Below are 17,694 nucleotides of genomic sequence, written 5' to 3'. Positions count from 1 at the left end.
ACAGGCAAAGTGGTCAGTGGGGGGATCTTTTCCCCCGCACTTTGTCTGTTGTTTTATCTATTGTTTCATTTTTCGCGCAGGATTGAAGCAATTAGCTCGTGGGGAAAGGGTTGGGATAGTTTTTTTGCAGCACTTGAAAGAGTTTTTTCCTGGGGGCTGTGGCCTGATCCGCTGAAAGCTATAATATTTTGATCGCTGAATTCAATTTGATAGCTGGGTCTTATACCCTTGCCTGTGGTTCCGAAACAGACCTTGGCATCTGAATCATTTCCCATATTGGCGAATAATTTTTTTAAAAAAGCAGTTGACAGTTGACCCACACGTTCTTCATCCCAGATTATAGCGGTTTTTGTTCCTTTTTTTCCGGCTGCCCGTTTTTTTTCGGGTTTCAATTTGTCAATATAGGTTGCCAAAGCCCCAATTTTTACACTCAGATTTTTTACGGAACGCTTCTGGATTTCACCTTCAGCCTGGGGTTTCAGTGTATCCAGCTGGGTGGTTACCTCCTGGTAACCTTCCTTTGAGGCTTCAAGCGCATTTTGTTCAATTAATACATTAATATTTTCGCATAACCGATTGATTTCCTGTCTGGATTCTCTAAATTTATTGGGGTCCATCTTTTCTCCTTGTCTTGAAAATTGATACACTCTTAAATCACTTAGCAGATGAAAAATCCTTCCGGCTTCAGGCAAACAACAAACGAAATTGATATAACCCATTCAACACTAAAATGCAGTGATCAAAGATTCTAAATATATTAAAAAAGCCTGGCATTTTTTCAGGTAAGCTGCCTTTTATGCAAACATACCACCAAACCGAATCTTTAAATTGTACACTGACTGAGCATAGAATTCAAGGGTTTATCAAAATGAGCCCGGAGCAAACACATTTGAATTGTATTGACTTCAAGTACTTTCATGAGATAAATGTTACCCCAAACTGCTTGCAGGCATTTTATCTTTATGCTTTTTTTCTGTTTTAGGAGATTTCAAGCTATATGACGTTTTGATTGACACAGTTTCAATCCTTGTTCTTCTGGATATGCCGTTCAGACTGTGAATTGGACAACACCGGAACAGATTACAGCATGGTTTCAATCCTTGTTCTTCTGGATATGCCGTTCAGACTTGCTGAAAATTACAGTGCGGTTTTTTATCAACTCAGTTTCAATCCTTGTTCTTCTGGATATGCCGTTCAGACCTTATGGGTTTGGGCGCTATACAAGCCGCCCCAGGTTGTTTCAATCCTTGTTCTTCTGGATATGCCGTTCAGACCGAACTCAACAACCGCTGAGGGTGGCGGCCTTCCGGGTTTCAATCCTTGTTCTTCTGGATATGCCGTTCAGACCACACGAGTCTCGAAAATCAGGCCCTCACCGACATGTTTCAATCCTTGTTCTTCTGGATATGCCGTTCAGACCAGAGCCGACGATCACCGTTGATAAAGGCGACTTGGGTTTCAATCCTTGTTCTTCTGGATATGCCGTTCAGACAACATTTCGGCAATATTCATACCCAGATAGTTGGCTGGTTTCAATCCTTGTTCTTCTGGATATGCCGTTCAGACAACAACTATTTTAATGCCTCGCCCCTTAAGCTTGCTGGTTTCAATCCTTGTTCTTCTGGATATGCCGTTCAGACTTCATTTCTTAAAATTCCCTTTAATTTTAAATATGTTAAACAAATTTTCAAAGAACAATATAATATAAATTTTAACCAATATTATTGGATTCTTCATTATTTCCAAGTCACCAAAGAAATGATAGGTATTTGTATTTATAGCATTAATCAACTTTTTTTCAGCTTTCACAAATATTTTTATAGCAACAGTCAATACACCGTTTTTTATATTTTGTTGGTTTTGGATATTTTCCATTTTTAATAATTACATCGATTTCTTCAATTGTATCATTTAATTTTTCAAAATCTTTCTTTTTCAAATCGACACGAACCAATTTATTTTTACTACGCGTATAAACGATATACCCGTCATTAACGGGCACACCATAATTCTCTTTAATTAATTTCCCATAAAAAACCAACTGAAAATGGTATGTTTCAAATATCCGATCCTTGAATTCGGCATATTTGTAGTCCAATGGCACTGCACACCCATCCGCCATAAACAAAATTTCATCAACAATACCGCATATTCCTGAATCACTGTCCAAATAAACATCACTCTCTTTTTTAATCACACCAAGCTTGGTACGTAAATATTCAGGATTTGTTTTCCTGATTTTTTTATGTATTTCCCGTCCTTTTGCCACTTTAAATCTTGAACCTTGATTCTCTGGAATATCCAAAACATTTTCAAAATAAATAAATCTGGGGCAAAATAAATATTGTAGGATATGGGTTGCCGTTAAAATACAATTACCTCCATGACAAAAAAAAGAGATTTAAAACGTATAAACATCCTCAGTTTTTCTCATCCAACCAGTTTTCTTGTCATAACAAACCGGCAGCATCTCTTTATTAATATAAACAAAATTTGTATCGCCATACTCTTTTTCACTAACAAAATTTGCAGGAACAGATATTATATAATCATAAAATACTTTTTTAATCTTTAAAAATTTGAGTTTTCGCTCTATTTTATCCTGAATCTCCCTTATCTCAATATATCTTCTCCAAGCTTCTTCAGCTACCTCATTCAGTTCAATAAAAATATCTTTTCTTTCATAATTTTCTTCATCAATGAGCTTGAAATTTTTAAAAACACTTAAGAATTGCAAATTTTTCATGAAATTAATGATATCCACGGAATCATCATCTCTAAGCCTTGCTTGTATCTGTTCGTAATATTGATCCATATTATTCAAAAAATCTGTTTCACTGACAGTCTCTTTACCGGCAATGATTTCTCTTGTCTGATGAATTGAAAGGGGATTTTTACCATATATATATTTTTCAAACGGCGTATTGTTGTGGGCTTCATTGAGAACCTGAAAAATTCTCACTTTGCCCTTTTCTTGTTTAAAATTCCGGTTACACCTTCCGCAAACTTGATTGATTGATTCCAAAGGCCCCATATCACGCCATACATTGTCAATATCAATATCAACGCCTGCTTCAATCATTTGAGTTGAAATAATTATTTTCCTTTTTTTTGAATCTTGAATCTCCTGAATGGCTATAAGCCTGTCCGCCGGAACGATATTGGTAGCCAAAAAGAAAAATTCAGCATCGCAACCAGATGCCGACAGGCTCTCAAACAGTTCTAATGCAGAGTTCACCGTGTTCATGACAAACAGGAAGGATTCTTCGTTTGAATTTATTGCGGTTTTGCATAATAATTTATAATCTTCCAGCGTCACTGGCTGTTTCTCAAAAGTAATATCCACTCTGTCAAGCTTTGAAAAATACGTTGATTTGTTTGGGACGAGTTCAACGATTTCATTTTCATTAAATATTTTTGGCTGGGTTGCTGTTATTAAAATAAAATAAATGTTAAATGTCTTTGAAAGGCATGTCATTATTGCTTTTGCCAACTTCCAATATTTGTATGGCAATGACTGGATCTCATCACAAAGTACAATTGAATTTACAAATTTTTCAAATTTCACAAGCATCCGATTCCGGTTTGTAAGCACAGAATGAAATAATTGGAACATGGTTGTAACTACTATTTCAGATTCCCAGCTTTCAATGAGAAACTTGGATTCATTCGTGTCAAATTCATGATTTTCAGATTTAAAAAACACATCAGCCAAATGGTGATGTTTTATTAAAATATCTGAATCTGGCTTTGTAAATATTTTTTCAAAAACCTTGTAATTTTGATCAATGATACTTGTAAACGGCAACGAATATATAATTCTGGGGAATTGTTTTTTTTCATTTTCAAGCCTTGTCCGCAATTGCAAAGCGACAGAAAGAGATGTAAAAGTCTTGCCGGTTCCTGTAGGTACATTCAATGAGAAAATTTTATCAGAAGTTAGATCAATACACGACACAGTCTTGTCAGCATCGTTGAAAATGTTATCCCGTATGATGTTCATTTCGGTTTTAGGGGACTCAAAATTATCTTTAATATAGTTTTTTACAATATCTCCTTGGATATCTTTTCTTTTAAATTCAAACCGCCTGTTGAAGATGGCTTCTTCTTTGTCTGATTGAATAAGAAGGGAAAAAAGATATTGAAAAATAAAATAATACTCTATCTTTTTATCAACCGCTTTTATCCTTTTTTTTTCACCCCGTAATATATTTTGTTTAAAATACTTGGACAGACTTTCAGGAAAATCAGACCGGTTTAAATTAATTCCACTTTTCTTTTCCAACAAAGCCAGCAAGTGTTCAAACTCATCCGTATCAATATTGTCAAACTGTCTATCAATATACTCATATTTGATATCAAGCTCGTTTTCATCTTCTTTAGCATTGTTCATTCTGACTGCATTATTGACATTCCCATGGTGCCGCTTGATAGCCATAAAAATCAAAAACGGCATTATCTCCCACAAATCATTCCTGTTTTTAGATTTTTTTACGATGCTGCAAAGAATAAAATGGCTTAAGACGGCTGATATCAAGGCATGGTTGGTCTCTTTTTTTCCCCTCATTCCCGCCTTGATTTTTTCATCCTTTTCTGCCAAATATGCCTGAAAAAAACAGGTGGCCTTACCAAAGTCATGGCAAAATCCCATTATCCAAATGAGTTTTTGCCATGACTTTTTTTCAAAAAAGTCATCCAGTCCGGTTTGATGAGATAAAAATTTTTCTTCACACATATCTGCTACATTTTGAAGATGATCAATAAGCGAGATATCCGGGTGGGAATAAAGCTTAGAAGAAAACAATTTTTTCTCCCTCCTCTGTTTTAAAGACCTCTTTAACACGGCAGGTAACAGGCAAGCCCCTTCTTTCAAAAATAACATCCTCTCGACGGGTAACCACCCTGTTCGGAATCATTTCAACAGGATAACTGATTTTGAAAATTTCTTTTCCTTCTTCAAAATCAATGGACTGATCATCCTGTAAAGCAGAGCAAGGAACAACCGATTGAATACTTTGCCATTCATCTGTTGTTGATGGAGTGATTGTCTGTTCACCGCAGAATTCAAAATCGGCCAGCAACTCACTCAATCCAAGGGAAATCGTATAATATGATTTGTGGGCCATAAGATTCTCTTTCAGCTGATCATATATTTCAGGATTTTTGTGTGAGAAAAAAAATTTAAACCCCGGATCTTTTAGAAACTCGGTTCTAATTTGCGTTCTATTATGAATTTTCCAGAAATTTCTTTTTGTATCTATCAAGTTTTGAGTCCATCGGACTTTTTTAACCGGACGCTCCAAACCGATTGCCAGGTGACACCTTGTCGGGTCTATAAAATTTTCAAGATAAGAATCTTTGTCAAGGCCGATAATGGCAGAAACGATTCCTAAAACTGTAACAGGCGGGGGAAATTCAAAAGTCAACGGAGAGGTGGTTGTATAAAACTTCTTAAAGTGACCATAGTCCCCCCATAGCTTAAACACCAACACTTTTGTCATTACAGCACCTCAGTTGCTTCGTCCGTAAAATTGCCGAGGTCTGACAACTTTACTTTTTCTCCTTTTAAACTAAACTGCATTTTTTCATCTACTATAAAAGAAATGGAATGTATCTTATCCTTCACTTTTTCAATTTTACCGACCAACTCTGAAATATCGATAATATAATCTTCAGGTCTGCGTATCTTCGTGTCAAAGACCTCAGATTTCAAGTGAACAAGATTATCCAGTTCACCGATAAAAAAATCCGGTTCATTGTAACGGATGGAAAGAAGCAAACGGGGCATCTGTCCAAACTTTGATCTTGAGATCAATCCCTTGGTGCCATTCCACATTGCTTTTTTTAAAAGCATGATATCATCTTCAGTCAGATTGGTATGTTTTCCTGCATTTTCATTTGCAATACCATAAAATCCAATCAAGGAATATGGAAGCATATATTCTTCCCTGAATGTTTTTTTAGTTACATCCTTTTTTGATGCAAAAGCACCCGTGCCTTTGAAAAATTGCAGTTTTACTGAGTGCAAAGATTTGCCTACTCTGAATTGAACAGGACCGGTGTACGTCAGAGAGCCTGATACATTGTCTGTTTTTTTTCCTTTTTTCACCTTTAGATCCAAAGGAATTGTTGCGCCAAAAAGCCTTACATCAATGCAGTCCTTTAAAATATTGTTTGAAATTTCCTTTTTCTGCTGTTCCGCAGACATTTGGGACAATTCTTCCGGATCATCCGGAAGATAGTCCGCAGCTCTAAGCTTTGCATCCTGGATATGACCGTCGTCATCGTAAATTTTCTCCTGAACAAAAATATCATTACCCTTTTCAAACAGATAATCCCGTATGGTTCGCTTCAAACGGACATCTGTTACAATATTTTTTCCGGTTTCCTCATCAATCCTCGGCTTATTCTCATCGTTTGGATCACCATTTGGGTTGGCGTTTTCAATATCATACAGAAACAGTAATTCAGTTCTATTTTTAAATTCAGACATATTCTAATTCTCCTTTTGCTCTTTTATAATTTTGAAATATTTAGATAAGTTCATTCCAAGGACAAAAACATAATTCATTTCATCTATTGTAAGATTCCAGCTTTTATGGTCACCTGATGAAATAAAATATTTTGAAATCAATTTTTCCAATTTCATATAATAGTTTTTTTTATATTGCTCCAATTTTTCAACCAATTTCGGCAAAAGGCCCGTAATATCACTGCTATCCATTTTAAGACCTTTTAATTGGCTTCTGAAGGGTGTAGAACCTCTTTCTTTTTCTTGAATATTTAATAATAATTGGGTTAATACACCCAAAAGAAAAATCCCCCGTTTTTCATTGGTCTTAAAAAAATCATTAAACTGATCAAAAAATCCATCGACTTTTTCTTCATAATCATCTGTTTTCCTGATTTCAAAAGACTTATAAAAATCTGGTGTCATATTATCTGCTCCTTTAAAACAATTTAATAAGCCAAGTTTGTAAAAATAATTTAACATCATGAATCCGCTTAAGGCTTGAAACCAGTAATTATTGTTATTCACAAACCGGTTTCGGATCGCCCGCATAATATGGGTAACAAGAAAATCATACTGGACAGGTAAGCCTGAAAATATTTTACGAACAATTTGAAGGAAATCTTTATCATGATTCCCGCGAATTTTATCCCTTGGAAAAAAATCCCTTAATATTCCAAAACTGTACCTGAAAATCCTTTTGCCGTCTTTTTCAGGATTCTTGAATATAAACAGACCGTCCACATATTCTTTTGTCTCGTATAACAACCTGATTCTTGACGGAAGCACTTCTTCTATGTTTTCAAGAATTCTGAAGACACCTTTATTGGGTTTATCATAGAATAACAGGTTAAAGTGAACATGGTTTTGATAATCTTTTAAAAGGTCAAAAACTTCTTCATCAGGGTTTAGAACTGCTTCTTTTGATTTGCTGTTTATTTTCTGATCCGGATTGTAGTCAGTAATGGCATCTATAATCTCAAATTTTCCCTTGTCATTGATAATTGTAGGGATGAGGTAATATCTGAATCCATAGAACCTGAAATCAAAAAATTCTTCTTTAAATTTGATTCCATTTTCAATATCAAGGGCACAATCAAGGCATACCGGATAATTCTTCCAGCTTAGATCCTGACGGAATCCACCAGTGACCATACCGGGCTTATCCACCGTATAAAACCCCAAGGACGTGAAATAACCGAAAACCTCTTGTTTTAAATTATTGCAAACGGAACAAACTTTATCATTGGAAAATGAATGTTTTTTAAATGTTTTTGAAAATTTATAAGCAGCTTTGCTTTCCTGTACAATAAACCCTGAGAAGAAATCAAAATCACCGATATATTTTAAATCAGAATTCTCAACAAACTGTAATGATAGCACAACCCCTTTTGCATCAATTAATTCGTATTGCGCTTCAAGATCCTTAATGATCCGCTCTTCATCGGTGGAGAGCAACTCGAAAACTTGATTTAAAAACTCTTTTTCCGAATCTTTGAGAAATGATGCCTCTTTTTTTGATTCAAACCAGGCTTTTATTTTTTGACGAAAGGTGCTGGCAATACTTTTAGCAACTTTTGCCGTCGGGGTTTTATCAGTTCCCCTTGGAGATCCCCGCTTATAAATCAATTTATTTTTTAAGTGTTTACCGTTTTCGCTGATATCAATTTTTTTATATCTCCAATCTGACTGCTCATTATCCTTTTTCAACACAACAAAAAATACAATGTCATATTTACCGTTATCATAGGAATCCTCAAGCCAGATATCAAAAGCTGTCATTTCAGGGTTATTTTCTTTGGCATACCGGCCAAGTTCGGCAATGGCTTTTATCATATCAATCTCCTTATGGTTCCAAAACCACGGGACACGGATTTTCCAAGTCCGAGGTGATCCGGAATTCTGAAATTGGTTTTAAATAGTCCTTTGAAGCCCATCATTTGTTTTCCCTTGAGTATCACTTTTGCCGGTTTCAGTTGAAGATTGGTTTGTATCTGCTGTTCTTTTTCCAGATGCACCCCAAGATATTTTGACATGGATAAAATATTACCAATCAAAATCCTCTTCAAAAGTTCAGTTTTCTCTGTCTCGGTTTTAAGGGTGATAAATATTTTAAAATTTTTCTGATTTAAACTGGCCCAGGGTGAAACAAACTCATACATGAAGGTTTCACTGGAAAAACCAAATTCCACGCTTTCCACCTTCAAATCTTTTTCAAAAATGGGGATGACTTTTCCATCAATAACAATTTCATCCAAGGTCATAAATATTTCAGTAAAAACCTGAACCGCTTTTTCAGTCAAGGCAATGATGCACGGATCATGGTCTATTATTTTGAACTGAATCAAGGGATAACGGTAGATACTTTTCCCGGTTACAGAATCATGGTTATGAATCAAGTCATGTTCGGCAAACACATTACCCACATATCCCCGCAATTTGTGAATTTGGGAAGAATTGAGCTTGATATTGTTAAAATAGAGAATTGCTTTTTTCATTTAAATTTTACCCTGTTATCGATCAAAAAAATTTAGACAAAATCTCATCATTGACCAGCTTCTTATCAAAGCCCTGGCCAAGAACCTGGATGCGTCTGAAATCATCCTGGCAGAACGGGAAAAGATAAACACTGTCCGTTTCCTCATCTATCTCGTCCTGGCACATCTGTGCGAGTTCATCAAACCGGTTGATATCCAGTTTGCCCAGGAATATGCTTTTCTGAAACCGTGTCAGACCATATTTTTTACATTGTTTGGCTACCCTGCCCCTTGTTTTGTTGGAGGCAATATCATACATGATCCACGCAAGCATTGTTGACATGTTAAAACTCCTTTATATCCAGCCAGTCCGGATGTTCAAGCCCCTCGTCTTCAAGAAGAATATTTGCAAGTTTATGGGCTTCATGGCTGATGAGGTGTTTTCGTTTTACATTTCTTTTGCGATACCGGACTTTTTCTTCCAGATGCCGGTTCAAAGCATCAATCACCATGGGTTTTCCCTTGGTATTCAGGCTGCAGGAATGGGATTGCATGTCAAAATAGTCATCCTTGGCTTTTTTGCCGGTAAAAAAATAAACAGCCACCTGGTCTGCAAAAATCCTGAACGGCTCAATCAGATCAAACACCATGGATTTTTTATTGTAATTGTCTGTGTGCATAAATCCCACAAAAGGATCAAGACCGGCAATGATACAGGCTTTTTCAACCCTGCTGTAAAGCACTCCATAGCAATAATTTAAAACCGCATTAAAAGGATTTAACGCAGGGCGTTTTGAACGGCCTTTAAACCGGTATTTTTCAGGCATGACTTTTGATAAACAGGAAAAGTATGCCCGCCCTGCCGCCCCTTCCAGCCCCATGATCAACGACCTGGAATCCTCAAGATTCGGCAAATCCTGTTCCAGGGCGTCAAGCGACCCCTGGATGGTGTGAACAGGGGCCTGGAATAATTCTTTTTTTTCAGGTCTGGCATATTTGAGTTTTTTTAAAAATGAGATCTGATTATTCAGCTTTTGTTTTACCAGATCCATTACAAGCCTGAGCCCTTGATCATTATTGGCGGCTTCAAGCTGTTGCCTGCGAATCATGGCGGTTGATCCCATCTTTGAGAACCATACCCTTCCGATGGGGAAACCATAATGATCCAGAAAAATCAGGTCAATGTTATTTTCAAGGGCGAGTGATATCGCCTGGGTGCTTATCATTGCCTTGTTTGAAATAATAATGGATTCAACCTTCATGGGTGAAAGATCCAGTCTGTTTTCCTTATTTTGAAAGCGAAAAATTTCATCCTTTTGCTTGATCATAGTGCCGGGTGAATTTATAACGACTTGAATGGCAGGCCTCCTTGTTTTCGCTCAATTTCACATTTTTTGACTATGAGCTATGATTGTGAGACAATTCTTACTTTGAATTTTCAGCCATAATCCTTCTATCATGAATGGAAGTCAACCAAAATAATCGTTTCAAATCAATTCGTCGCGGTTAACATCGCAGAAGTGGCTGGTGATATACAGCAAAGACAAACATTTGCAAGATTACTGAACCATGATTATATTCAATGAAACTTAAAACACGAAAGAAACATCTTACTTTTAAACAGGAGATCATCATGACCGATAAAGATACCCGGTTAATCAAGAACATTCCTTTTTCAACGCCTGTTGACCTGGTTGATCTGGTGGATTATGAAGAAGGAAGAGTGGTAAGCCGAACCCTTTCAAGCAAGCCCCATATCAATATAACTTTGTTTGCCTTTGACAAGGATGAGGAGATCAGTGCCCATACCTCACCCGGCGATGCAATGATTCAAGTACTTGATGGCGATGCCCTGATAAATATTGACGGCAGCAAAATCAAGGCATCAAAAGGACAGTCAGTGGTCATGCCAGCCAATGTCCCTCACTCCGTCAGTGCCTGTTCCCGGTTTAAAATGCTGTTAACCGTTGTGAAACAACCTGTCGGCATCGACGGCCTGTAATTAAAAATCAGGCGGTGTTTTTGATTTTTTTCAAAACATTGATTTGAGGTCAGGTGTGAATGGTTTTGACCCTTCCCACCTGGCCGTTTTCCAGGCGAACTTTTATCCCGTGGGGATGTGTGGCAGATTTTGTAAGAATATCCCGGACAATTCCCTGGGTAAGCTTCCCGGTTCTCTGGTCCTGTTTTAATACAATGGAAACTTTCAGGCCGGCTATGATATCAGCTCTTTTTGTTCCGGTACTCATTTTATATCTCTCCTCCAGCCTTATGGCTCAAAATAGTGTGGTATACATCAGGGTATAGTTCATTCAGGGTTTTCTTGCAAGCCAGATTGTATGACGGCTGCCTTTTGCAGGTTTGCGGGCTCGTGTGGTTAAGGTTTCTGTTTTGAATCCTCCTTGTTTCAATCTGCGGGTGAATGCCTCATCTGCTCCGGAAGACCAGACGGCCAGGATACCTCCGGGGCAAAGAGCCCGAAAGGATTTTTCCAGACCGGCCCTTCCGTATATCAGGTCATTGGCTTTTCGGGTAAGCCCTTCGGGTCCGTTGTCGACATCTAAAATTATGGCATTCCAGAAGGATTCTTTTTCTCTGATGGTTTTTGCTATGTCTTCTTCTTTAACCGACACTCGTGGATCATTCAAAGGCATTCCGGCAAGGTGCCCTAAATATTTACGGTTCCATCCGACCACAGCCGGGATCAATTCAGATACGGTTATGAGTGCATCCGGCCCTGAGTGTTCAAGTGCTGCCGCCAGTGTGTAGCCCATGCCGAGACCTCCGATAAGGATTTTCAGGCCGGATTTTTGTCGGATACGGCTGCAGGTGAGTTCAGCCAGTGCCTCTTCAGAACCGTGGAGTCGGCTGTTCATCAGTTCTGTTTCTGCGGTTCGGATCGAGAATTCCGTGCCTCTCTTGCGCAGTGTAACATCTTCTTTTTGTCCGGGGACTTTTGCCCGGTCGATTTCTTCCCATGGGATCATATCTGTTTTTCCTTTTTTTATTTGGATGTCAGTTTAAAGGCGCTGTTCCAGTTTTTGGACGGCGGCAAAGCGTTTAATTCCCGGCAACGCTGAAGCAGGGTCAAACTCGGTTTGTCTTCTGGAAATATTGATAATGCCTTTTTAAATAGAGCAATGGCTGTACTCCATTCCTGTTTCCTATAGGCTTGCAATGCTTTTGAATAATGGTGAACCATGGCTTTTGTATCGTCATCAATATCATCTGTAAATCCAATGAGTTCATACATGACAATGGGCTTTTCTTTGCCCATCAGCAAAACCGAGTCTATTTCCCGTCCAAAGACAGCGTTATTGGCCGCAGCCGGGATATATGTATTTTCACTGACAAGAGTGTAGCAGCCATACATCTTGTTGACTCCTTCAAGACGGGCCGCAATATTAACGGTATCACCCATCATGGTATAATCCATTCGGTTTTGTGACCCCATGTTGCCGACAACCGCAGTCCCTGTGTCCATACCGATTCTCATGTGCAGTTCTGGCTTGCCTTGTTCTCTCCATTTGTTCCTGAGTTCTGATAACCGCTGCTGCATTTTTAAACAGACTATGCATGCGGTTTCTTCCTGGTTGATCACCTCACCCGGCGCACCAAAAAAGGCAATGATGGCATCCCCTTCAAATTTGTCGACCGTGCCGTTATGTTTCAGAATAATATCCGTCATTTGCGTTAAAAATTCATTGAGCAATGCAACAATTTCATCGGGCTGTAATGATTCGCTGATACGGGTAAACGATTGAATATCGGAAAAAAAAGCGGTTATTTTTCGTTTTTCACCTCCCAGGACCAAAGTGTCGGGGTTATCCATCAATTGTTTTACAACTGCCGGTGCCAAATAAGTAGAAAAGGCATTTTTAATAAACCGTTTCTGGCCGGATTCAATAAATACAGTGTGAGCAGTCATGACGGAATATATGATTAGAATAACCGCCAGAGGATAAACCATATTTAAAATCCATCCATGGCTTGTAAACAGATATTGGCAAAAAAGGATATAGCCGCTAAAGATGCCGACAGCGGAACAGGCACCTGCCAAAACACCGAGTTTTGGTAAGAGAATACCAATGCCAAGCCCAAAAACAATCATGGTGAAAATTGTTAAAATATCAAGCCATTCCGGCTTATACAAATAGTCCTGGTTCAAAAGCATGTCAATAATGTTTGCATGGATTTCCGGCCCTGGATAGACAGCATCAAAAGGTGTGCTGACCTCATCAAAAATACCGGCGGCTGTTGCCCCGATAATAATTATTTTGTCTTTCACTGCATACTTGTCGATCTTATTATTTAAAATATCGGTAACACTCAGATGGGGAAAAGTTTTTTCCCCGCCTCTATAATTGATGTATAGCATTCCTTTTTCATCTGTGGGAAAATCAATCTGTTGACCAATTGAAAAAGAGGTGATTCCGTAATCGCTTATAATTCCCTGAGGCTCCTCTTCTAAATAAGCACTCAATATTTTAATGGATAGCGGGGCGTACATATCGTCACGAAATTTGATCAGGGTTGGCAATGTTCTGATCACACCGTCCTGGTCGGGAACTATGTTAAAAAAACCGGAATAGGGCGAACTCAAGGATATCTGCCGGATATTGGCATGGGGGGCAACAGCTTTTAAAAATGGGTATTCCATTGCTTTTATGTTGTTGTATTTAATGATTTTATAAGTTGCAGGATGGGCAAGCTCCTGTAGTAAATTCAATTGTTTGGCTTTAAGGTGGCTGACTTCCCGTGCTTCCATCTGGAGAAAAAAACCCAATACTATTTTGGACTTGGACTGTTGGATGGCCCGGGCTAAAAGATAATCATTATCCGTACTTAATTTGAGTTCTTCCAAATAGCCGGAAAGGGCATTGTTTTTAATATTTTTTTCAGTCAAAATCTTTTCAATTTGATGGATATGTTTTGAAAGACTTTTTTCATCCGGTTCTGAAAAAACGATATCAAAGGCAATGACAGCTGCACCGGCCTCTGATAATTTATTTACAACCGTTGCTAATTTAGACCTCGGCCACATCCATTTGCCTTCCTGTGTCAGGCTTTTTTCATCAATCATTGCCAGTGCTATGTTATTGCCGGGAAGAATATTCCCTCTAGCCTGGAATCGCAAATCAATGGTTTTCAATTCCATATATTCGAAAAAAGAAAATTTCTGGGACATGGCCAGGATACATAAAACAACAACAACAAGTGCAATACCAAACGGTCGGATTCGGATAAAAATTTGTTTTAATCTGGAATTCATGTAACCAGTCTCCGAAAATTGAACAGGCGGATGTATGACAATAATTGTCTGTCTCAACAGTTTTCCCAAAGCATTCGTATAGTGGAGAAGTTTTGTGAAGTCAATATGTAAAGACTTATTGTTCTTGACAATATGGAGTATTTCTGAACTAAGTACGTTGAATTATGCATCATTGATTTTGGTTGAAGCCGGTGCTTGTTTTTATGTTGATATTATTATAATAAGGAGGCTCCGTGGAGACGATAATTGAAAAAAAAGCGATTGTGTGTTGCCTGTTGATTCCGGTAATGCTCTTGCTGTTTGGGATCTTTGTTGTTTGCAGTGCGGAATCGGGTCATAAATTGCTTGAAAAATTTAAATCATATGAGCCTGATACACCTCTTATTTCGGAAGATGTAATCATTAGTGCCGATTTTGTTGAGGGAAAAAATGAAAAAGTCGGACAGATTCAGCAAGTCCAGGGAGAGGCGTATGTGATTCATTTTGGGCAAAAAACAGCATATCGATTGGAAAATGATCATCCATTGGTTGCTAAAGATACATTGATCACATTTCCCAAATCTCGTGTTAATGCGTTAATGAATGATAAAAGTGTATTGTCGCTGGCACCTCAGGCTAAATTAACCATAACCAAATCAGAATACTCTTCGATCTTAAATACACGTTCTACTGTAATGAATTTGATTTGGGGCAGTGCCAGGTTTATTGTTAAAAAAATATCAGGAAAACCTGATTTTACCGTCAAAACAAAGACAGCAGTATGTGGTGTCAGGGGAACCGATTTTGTTGTTTCCGTGGCCCCGGCAGAAGAGGGCAAGGTGACATCTGCCTTTAGACGGTTCATAGCTTATGTTAGTCCGGCAAAGAAGTCCCGTATATCAGTTCCTGAAAAACTAATCACAACCGTGCTTACGGGTCCCGCATCAACTGTCGGGCTGACCGGCACTATTGGCGGAACAACCATCATAGGCCCTTTATCCATTGCCGGAGCCATTGAAGGGGCTGCTGCGGGGAGCGCTATCTTTATCGGAGAAACCGAGGCTGACGGCGTGCTGGATACTGTTGGTCCTGAACTTGCGATATTGTCAATGCCGCCGGAGTTTAATCGATTTTAAATTTTTATCAAAACAAATCTTGCTGATAAAAAATGTTTTATAAAGCCAGGTTCATGAATGACCGGGGAATTTCGATTGTTTTTCCGGTCATTTTTTTATGGTTATTAACAGGATGTGGGCACCTTGATACGGCGGGCCATACGAATTCTTTGGAGTATCTTGCTTATAATGACCATCCGCTTTGTGCCCGGGAAATATTTTGGCTCAAAGAGGGGCCGCAAACCAGGGAAACCTCTTTGATCCGGCAGGCATGTAACCGTATCAAAGGTCAAAAACAGATCAAAGGACAAAAACGGCGGGAATTGCTTCATAAAGCGATTGATTATATCTGGTATAATTTTAGATTTGACAATTGGTATCTCGACAAAGCCTTTATGCGTACAGCCGATGAAATTTTTAAGGACGGTGTTCTGGGGGGATGTTCTGATTTTGCAGTGGTGGAGGTGGCGCTTTTCAGGGCTTTGGCAATACCTGCCAGGATGGTTTTAACAGTGAATATGGATTGGATATCAGCTTATAAAACCAATGAGTTGATAATTCCCAGTGGGCATGTATTCATTGAACTGTATCTGGAAAAAGAGTGGTATCTGTTTGATCCTGTGTACTGTATTCTTTACCAGGATTATGATACGGATCTGAAAAATTTTCCCCGAAAAGAGTGCTTTGTCATTCGGGTGAGGGATTTTTTTGATGTGGGGATCAAAAAATTATCTGATGTCATTCAGCTCTATCAAGCGTTTGCTTTGGAATTTGATTTGAGATAATCCAAGTTTACATCAAAACGCGTAGCGTTTTTTTTAAGATTATTCCCTTAAAAGCCGATATAAAATCAACTGTTTTTTATAACATATCTTTCATTGTATGAAAGTCTTTAAAAATTCAAACTGCGACTTTCATGTTTTGTTGTGGGCACATCAAGAAGAAATATCAGGTTTGCCCGTGGCAGTTTATGACAGATTTCAAACATGGGAGGCAGATGATATGAAAATAACGGATTTCGCTATCAACATGGATTATTCCCGCAGTTTTAAAAGGGAGCAAACAGTTAAACAGAGCAGACTGCCGGGTGCCTCAAAAAATTTGAGCAGTAACGGATTTTTGGTGGAAGACCGGGTTAGCATTTCTGAAACGGCAAGCAATCTCAATATGTCTGCAAAATATTTCAGCCTTTCAGGTGAATCCCTGGTTAGCCGTATTCCCTTAAATAAAAATGGAAAAGACCCAGGCCCGGCACAAAAAACGATTCTTGCCTCAATGGTCAGCAGTCTCACTCAAAGCGATGTTTCCATAAAGGCTGTTGAGTCTATTTCCACGCCCTCTAAAAATTTTATTCGTCAACCACTTGAAGTAACTTTTCGGGAAGTGAATACTCTTTTTGAAAAAGAAGAGGCAACTCTTTTCTCATCAGGGATGATCAGAACAGAAGACGGTCGTGAAATTAATTTCAACATACAACTTCAGATGGAAAGAAGCTTTAAATCAGCATCAGAGATGATCATGAAAAATCCCTTGATCGATCCCATTGTGATCACGTTTAACGGAAGTCCCCCGGAATTTTCCGATACATTGTTCTCCTTTGACCTGAATGCGGATGGAGAAACAGAAGATATCGCCAGTCTTAAGAAAGGCAGCGGATTTCTGGCACTGGATCATGATATGAACGGAAAAATAGACGATGGCACGGAACTTTTCGGCCCGTCAACAGGAAACGGTTTTTTCGAACTTGCACAATTCGACAAGGACGGCAACATGTGGATAGATGAAAATGACGAGGTGTTTGAAAGGCTTTCCATATGGACTCCAGATCAAGCAGGAGACTACAGGATGATCAGCCTGAAACAGGCTGGAATCGGTGCCATATCACTGCATTCTTTAAAAACCGGGTTTTCTTTTACAGATGACATGAACCGCCTGCAAGGAGAACTCAACCAGACAGGTGTTTATGTAAAGGAGAGCGGAGAAGTTCATTATATCTATCAGCTTGACATGGCAGCCCATACAAAAGAGGATGAAAAAAGATTGTCCGTAACCCGCCCTGAACCACAATCCTTTATTTCCATGCAAGCAAACCGTGCCAAAAGTTTAAATATCAACCCGTTTTTTATTGGAATTAAACTGTCATCCCGGGAAGAACCGGAACCGGTTACCATTTATACTTTTCTGGAAAAGATGCAACAAAGGATAGAAAAACTCAAAGAAGCGATAAAGCAGATTCAAGAAGAGGGAAAAAAAATCATGCATAAAAAAAGCTGAAGGTCATGGAAACCTTCAATGAGTGAACATATAGCTAAAAGCAAGAGTGCCCAAAAAAGAATCTCT

Annotated in this window: 16 protein-coding genes and 1 CRISPR repeat array; of the genes, 4 read left to right on the top strand and 12 right to left on the bottom strand. The window is 38.5% G+C overall.

Annotated elements, in window-relative coordinates; all coding sequences use genetic code 11:
- Window positions 1-65: 65 nt before the first annotated feature.
- The 9 genes from TOL2_RS15815 to cas1 form a co-directional block, all read right to left on the bottom strand.
- A complete protein-coding gene (locus TOL2_RS15815) occupies window positions 66-617 on the bottom strand; it encodes a hypothetical protein (protein WP_041279565.1) in 552 nt (183 codons plus the stop codon).
- A 400-nt stretch (window positions 618-1,017) separates the two neighbouring features.
- Window positions 1,018-1,640: a CRISPR direct-repeat array (repeat unit 37 nt; unit sequence GTTTCAATCCTTGTTCTTCTGGATATGCCGTTCAGAC).
- A gap of 158 nt (window positions 1,641-1,798) precedes the next feature.
- A complete protein-coding gene (cas4, locus tag TOL2_RS15810) occupies window positions 1,799-2,353 on the bottom strand; it encodes a CRISPR-associated protein Cas4 (protein ID WP_051012435.1) in 555 nt (184 codons plus the stop codon).
- Window positions 2,354-2,401: 48 nt separating this feature from the next.
- Window positions 2,402-4,804: a CRISPR-associated helicase/endonuclease Cas3 gene (locus tag TOL2_RS15805; protein WP_014958325.1), complete on the bottom strand. Its 2,403-nt coding sequence runs from the start codon at window positions 4,802-4,804 to the stop codon at window positions 2,402-2,404.
- Window positions 4,791-5,501 carry a type I-B CRISPR-associated protein Cas5b gene (gene cas5b / locus TOL2_RS15800; RefSeq protein ID WP_014958324.1) on the bottom strand — a complete coding sequence of 237 codons (711 nt, stop codon included), beginning with the start codon at window positions 5,499-5,501 and terminating at the stop codon, window positions 4,791-4,793. Before cas5b ends, TOL2_RS15805 begins: the two co-directional genes overlap by 14 nt.
- Window positions 5,501-6,493, bottom strand: coding sequence for a type I-B CRISPR-associated protein Cas7/Csh2 (cas7b, locus tag TOL2_RS15795; protein WP_014958323.1), 993 nt, complete (start codon window positions 6,491-6,493; stop codon window positions 5,501-5,503). The genes cas5b and cas7b overlap by 1 nt, the downstream gene beginning before the upstream one ends.
- A 3-nt stretch (window positions 6,494-6,496) precedes the next feature.
- Entirely contained in the window at window positions 6,497-8,347 is a 1,851-nt protein-coding gene (locus tag TOL2_RS15790) for a TIGR02556 family CRISPR-associated protein (RefSeq protein WP_014958322.1), read from the bottom strand.
- The gene (locus tag TOL2_RS15785; RefSeq protein ID WP_014958321.1) at window positions 8,344-9,009 is read right to left on the bottom strand and encodes a CRISPR-associated endonuclease Cas6; all 666 of its coding nucleotides are present in this window, start codon (window positions 9,007-9,009) and stop codon (window positions 8,344-8,346) included. Before TOL2_RS15785 ends, TOL2_RS15790 begins: the two co-directional genes overlap by 4 nt.
- 22 nt (window positions 9,010-9,031) lie before the next feature.
- Complete coding sequence (gene cas2, locus TOL2_RS15780; RefSeq protein WP_198408342.1) at window positions 9,032-9,331, bottom strand: CRISPR-associated endonuclease Cas2; 300 nt, start codon at window positions 9,329-9,331, stop codon at window positions 9,032-9,034.
- 1 nt (window position 9,332) lies between these two features.
- Window positions 9,333-10,334, bottom strand: a complete 1,002-nt coding sequence (gene cas1, locus TOL2_RS15775; protein WP_269764204.1) for a CRISPR-associated endonuclease Cas1 — start codon at window positions 10,332-10,334, stop codon at window positions 9,333-9,335.
- A gap of 287 nt (window positions 10,335-10,621) precedes the next feature.
- On the opposite strand from cas1, the gene TOL2_RS15770 reads away from it, so the two are divergent.
- Window positions 10,622-10,990: a cupin domain-containing protein gene (locus TOL2_RS15770; RefSeq protein WP_014958318.1), complete on the top strand. Its 369-nt coding sequence runs from the start codon at window positions 10,622-10,624 to the stop codon at window positions 10,988-10,990.
- Between the two features lie 49 nt (window positions 10,991-11,039).
- Here the strand turns inward: TOL2_RS15770 and TOL2_RS15765 are convergent, their stop codons facing one another.
- From TOL2_RS15765 to TOL2_RS15755, 3 genes are all read right to left on the bottom strand, one after another.
- A complete protein-coding gene (locus tag TOL2_RS15765) occupies window positions 11,040-11,237 on the bottom strand; it encodes a YwbE family protein (RefSeq protein WP_014958317.1) in 198 nt (65 codons plus the stop codon).
- Between the two features lie 63 nt (window positions 11,238-11,300).
- Window positions 11,301-11,975 (bottom strand): spermidine synthase, encoded by a 675-nt coding sequence (locus TOL2_RS15760; protein ID WP_014958316.1) that lies wholly within the window; start codon window positions 11,973-11,975, stop codon window positions 11,301-11,303.
- A 17-nt stretch (window positions 11,976-11,992) separates the two neighbouring features.
- The gene (locus tag TOL2_RS15755) at window positions 11,993-14,260 is read right to left on the bottom strand and encodes a CHASE2 domain-containing protein (RefSeq protein ID WP_014958315.1); all 2,268 of its coding nucleotides are present in this window, start codon (window positions 14,258-14,260) and stop codon (window positions 11,993-11,995) included.
- Between the two features lie 233 nt (window positions 14,261-14,493).
- Between TOL2_RS15755 and TOL2_RS15750 the strand changes: the two genes are divergently transcribed.
- The 3 genes from TOL2_RS15750 (at window position 14,494) to TOL2_RS23770 (ending at window position 17,628) form a co-directional block, all read left to right on the top strand.
- Window positions 14,494-15,375, top strand: coding sequence for a FecR family protein (locus TOL2_RS15750; protein ID WP_014958314.1), 882 nt, complete (start codon window positions 14,494-14,496; stop codon window positions 15,373-15,375).
- Between the two features lie 32 nt (window positions 15,376-15,407).
- Window positions 15,408-16,139: a transglutaminase-like domain-containing protein gene (locus tag TOL2_RS15745; protein ID WP_014958313.1), complete on the top strand. Its 732-nt coding sequence runs from the start codon at window positions 15,408-15,410 to the stop codon at window positions 16,137-16,139.
- A gap of 217 nt (window positions 16,140-16,356) precedes the next feature.
- On the top strand, window positions 16,357-17,628 hold the full coding sequence (locus tag TOL2_RS23770; RefSeq protein WP_148278128.1) for a hypothetical protein: 1,272 nt from the start codon (window positions 16,357-16,359) through the stop codon (window positions 17,626-17,628).
- The last annotated feature ends 66 nt before the right edge of the window (window positions 17,629-17,694 follow it).

Origin of the sequence: Desulfobacula toluolica Tol2, from assembly GCF_000307105.1 — a bacterium.
Lineage (GTDB): Bacteria > Desulfobacterota > Desulfobacteria > Desulfobacterales > Desulfobacteraceae > Desulfobacula > Desulfobacula toluolica.
The sequence above is the reverse complement of the archived record's forward strand: the minus strand, read 5'-3'. Positions and strand labels throughout refer to the sequence as shown.

Excerpts from the sequence above, each read along its gene's own strand:
- TOL2_RS15815 (WP_041279565.1), bottom strand. The coding sequence starts at position 617 with ATGGACCCCAATAAATTTAGAGAATCCAGACAGGAAATCAATCGGTTA.
- cas5b (WP_014958324.1), bottom strand. The coding sequence starts at position 5,501 with ATGACAAAAGTGTTGGTGTTTAAGCTATGGGGGGACTATGGTCACTTT.
- cas7b (WP_014958323.1), bottom strand. The coding sequence starts at position 6,493 with ATGTCTGAATTTAAAAATAGAACTGAATTACTGTTTCTGTATGATATT.
- TOL2_RS15790 (WP_014958322.1), bottom strand. The coding sequence starts at position 8,347 with ATGATAAAAGCCATTGCCGAACTTGGCCGGTATGCCAAAGAAAATAAC.
- TOL2_RS15785 (WP_014958321.1), bottom strand. The coding sequence starts at position 9,009 with ATGAAAAAAGCAATTCTCTATTTTAACAATATCAAGCTCAATTCTTCC.
- cas2 (WP_198408342.1), bottom strand. The coding sequence starts at position 9,331 with ATGTCAACAATGCTTGCGTGGATCATGTATGATATTGCCTCCAACAAA.
- TOL2_RS15770 (WP_014958318.1), top strand. The coding sequence starts at position 10,622 with ATGACCGATAAAGATACCCGGTTAATCAAGAACATTCCTTTTTCAACG.
- TOL2_RS15765 (WP_014958317.1), bottom strand. The coding sequence starts at position 11,237 with ATGAGTACCGGAACAAAAAGAGCTGATATCATAGCCGGCCTGAAAGTT.
- TOL2_RS15760 (WP_014958316.1), bottom strand. The coding sequence starts at position 11,975 with ATGATCCCATGGGAAGAAATCGACCGGGCAAAAGTCCCCGGACAAAAA.
- TOL2_RS15755 (WP_014958315.1), bottom strand. The coding sequence starts at position 14,260 with ATGAATTCCAGATTAAAACAAATTTTTATCCGAATCCGACCGTTTGGT.
- TOL2_RS15745 (WP_014958313.1), top strand. The coding sequence starts at position 15,408 with ATGTTTTATAAAGCCAGGTTCATGAATGACCGGGGAATTTCGATTGTT.
- TOL2_RS23770 (WP_148278128.1), top strand. The coding sequence starts at position 16,357 with ATGAAAATAACGGATTTCGCTATCAACATGGATTATTCCCGCAGTTTT.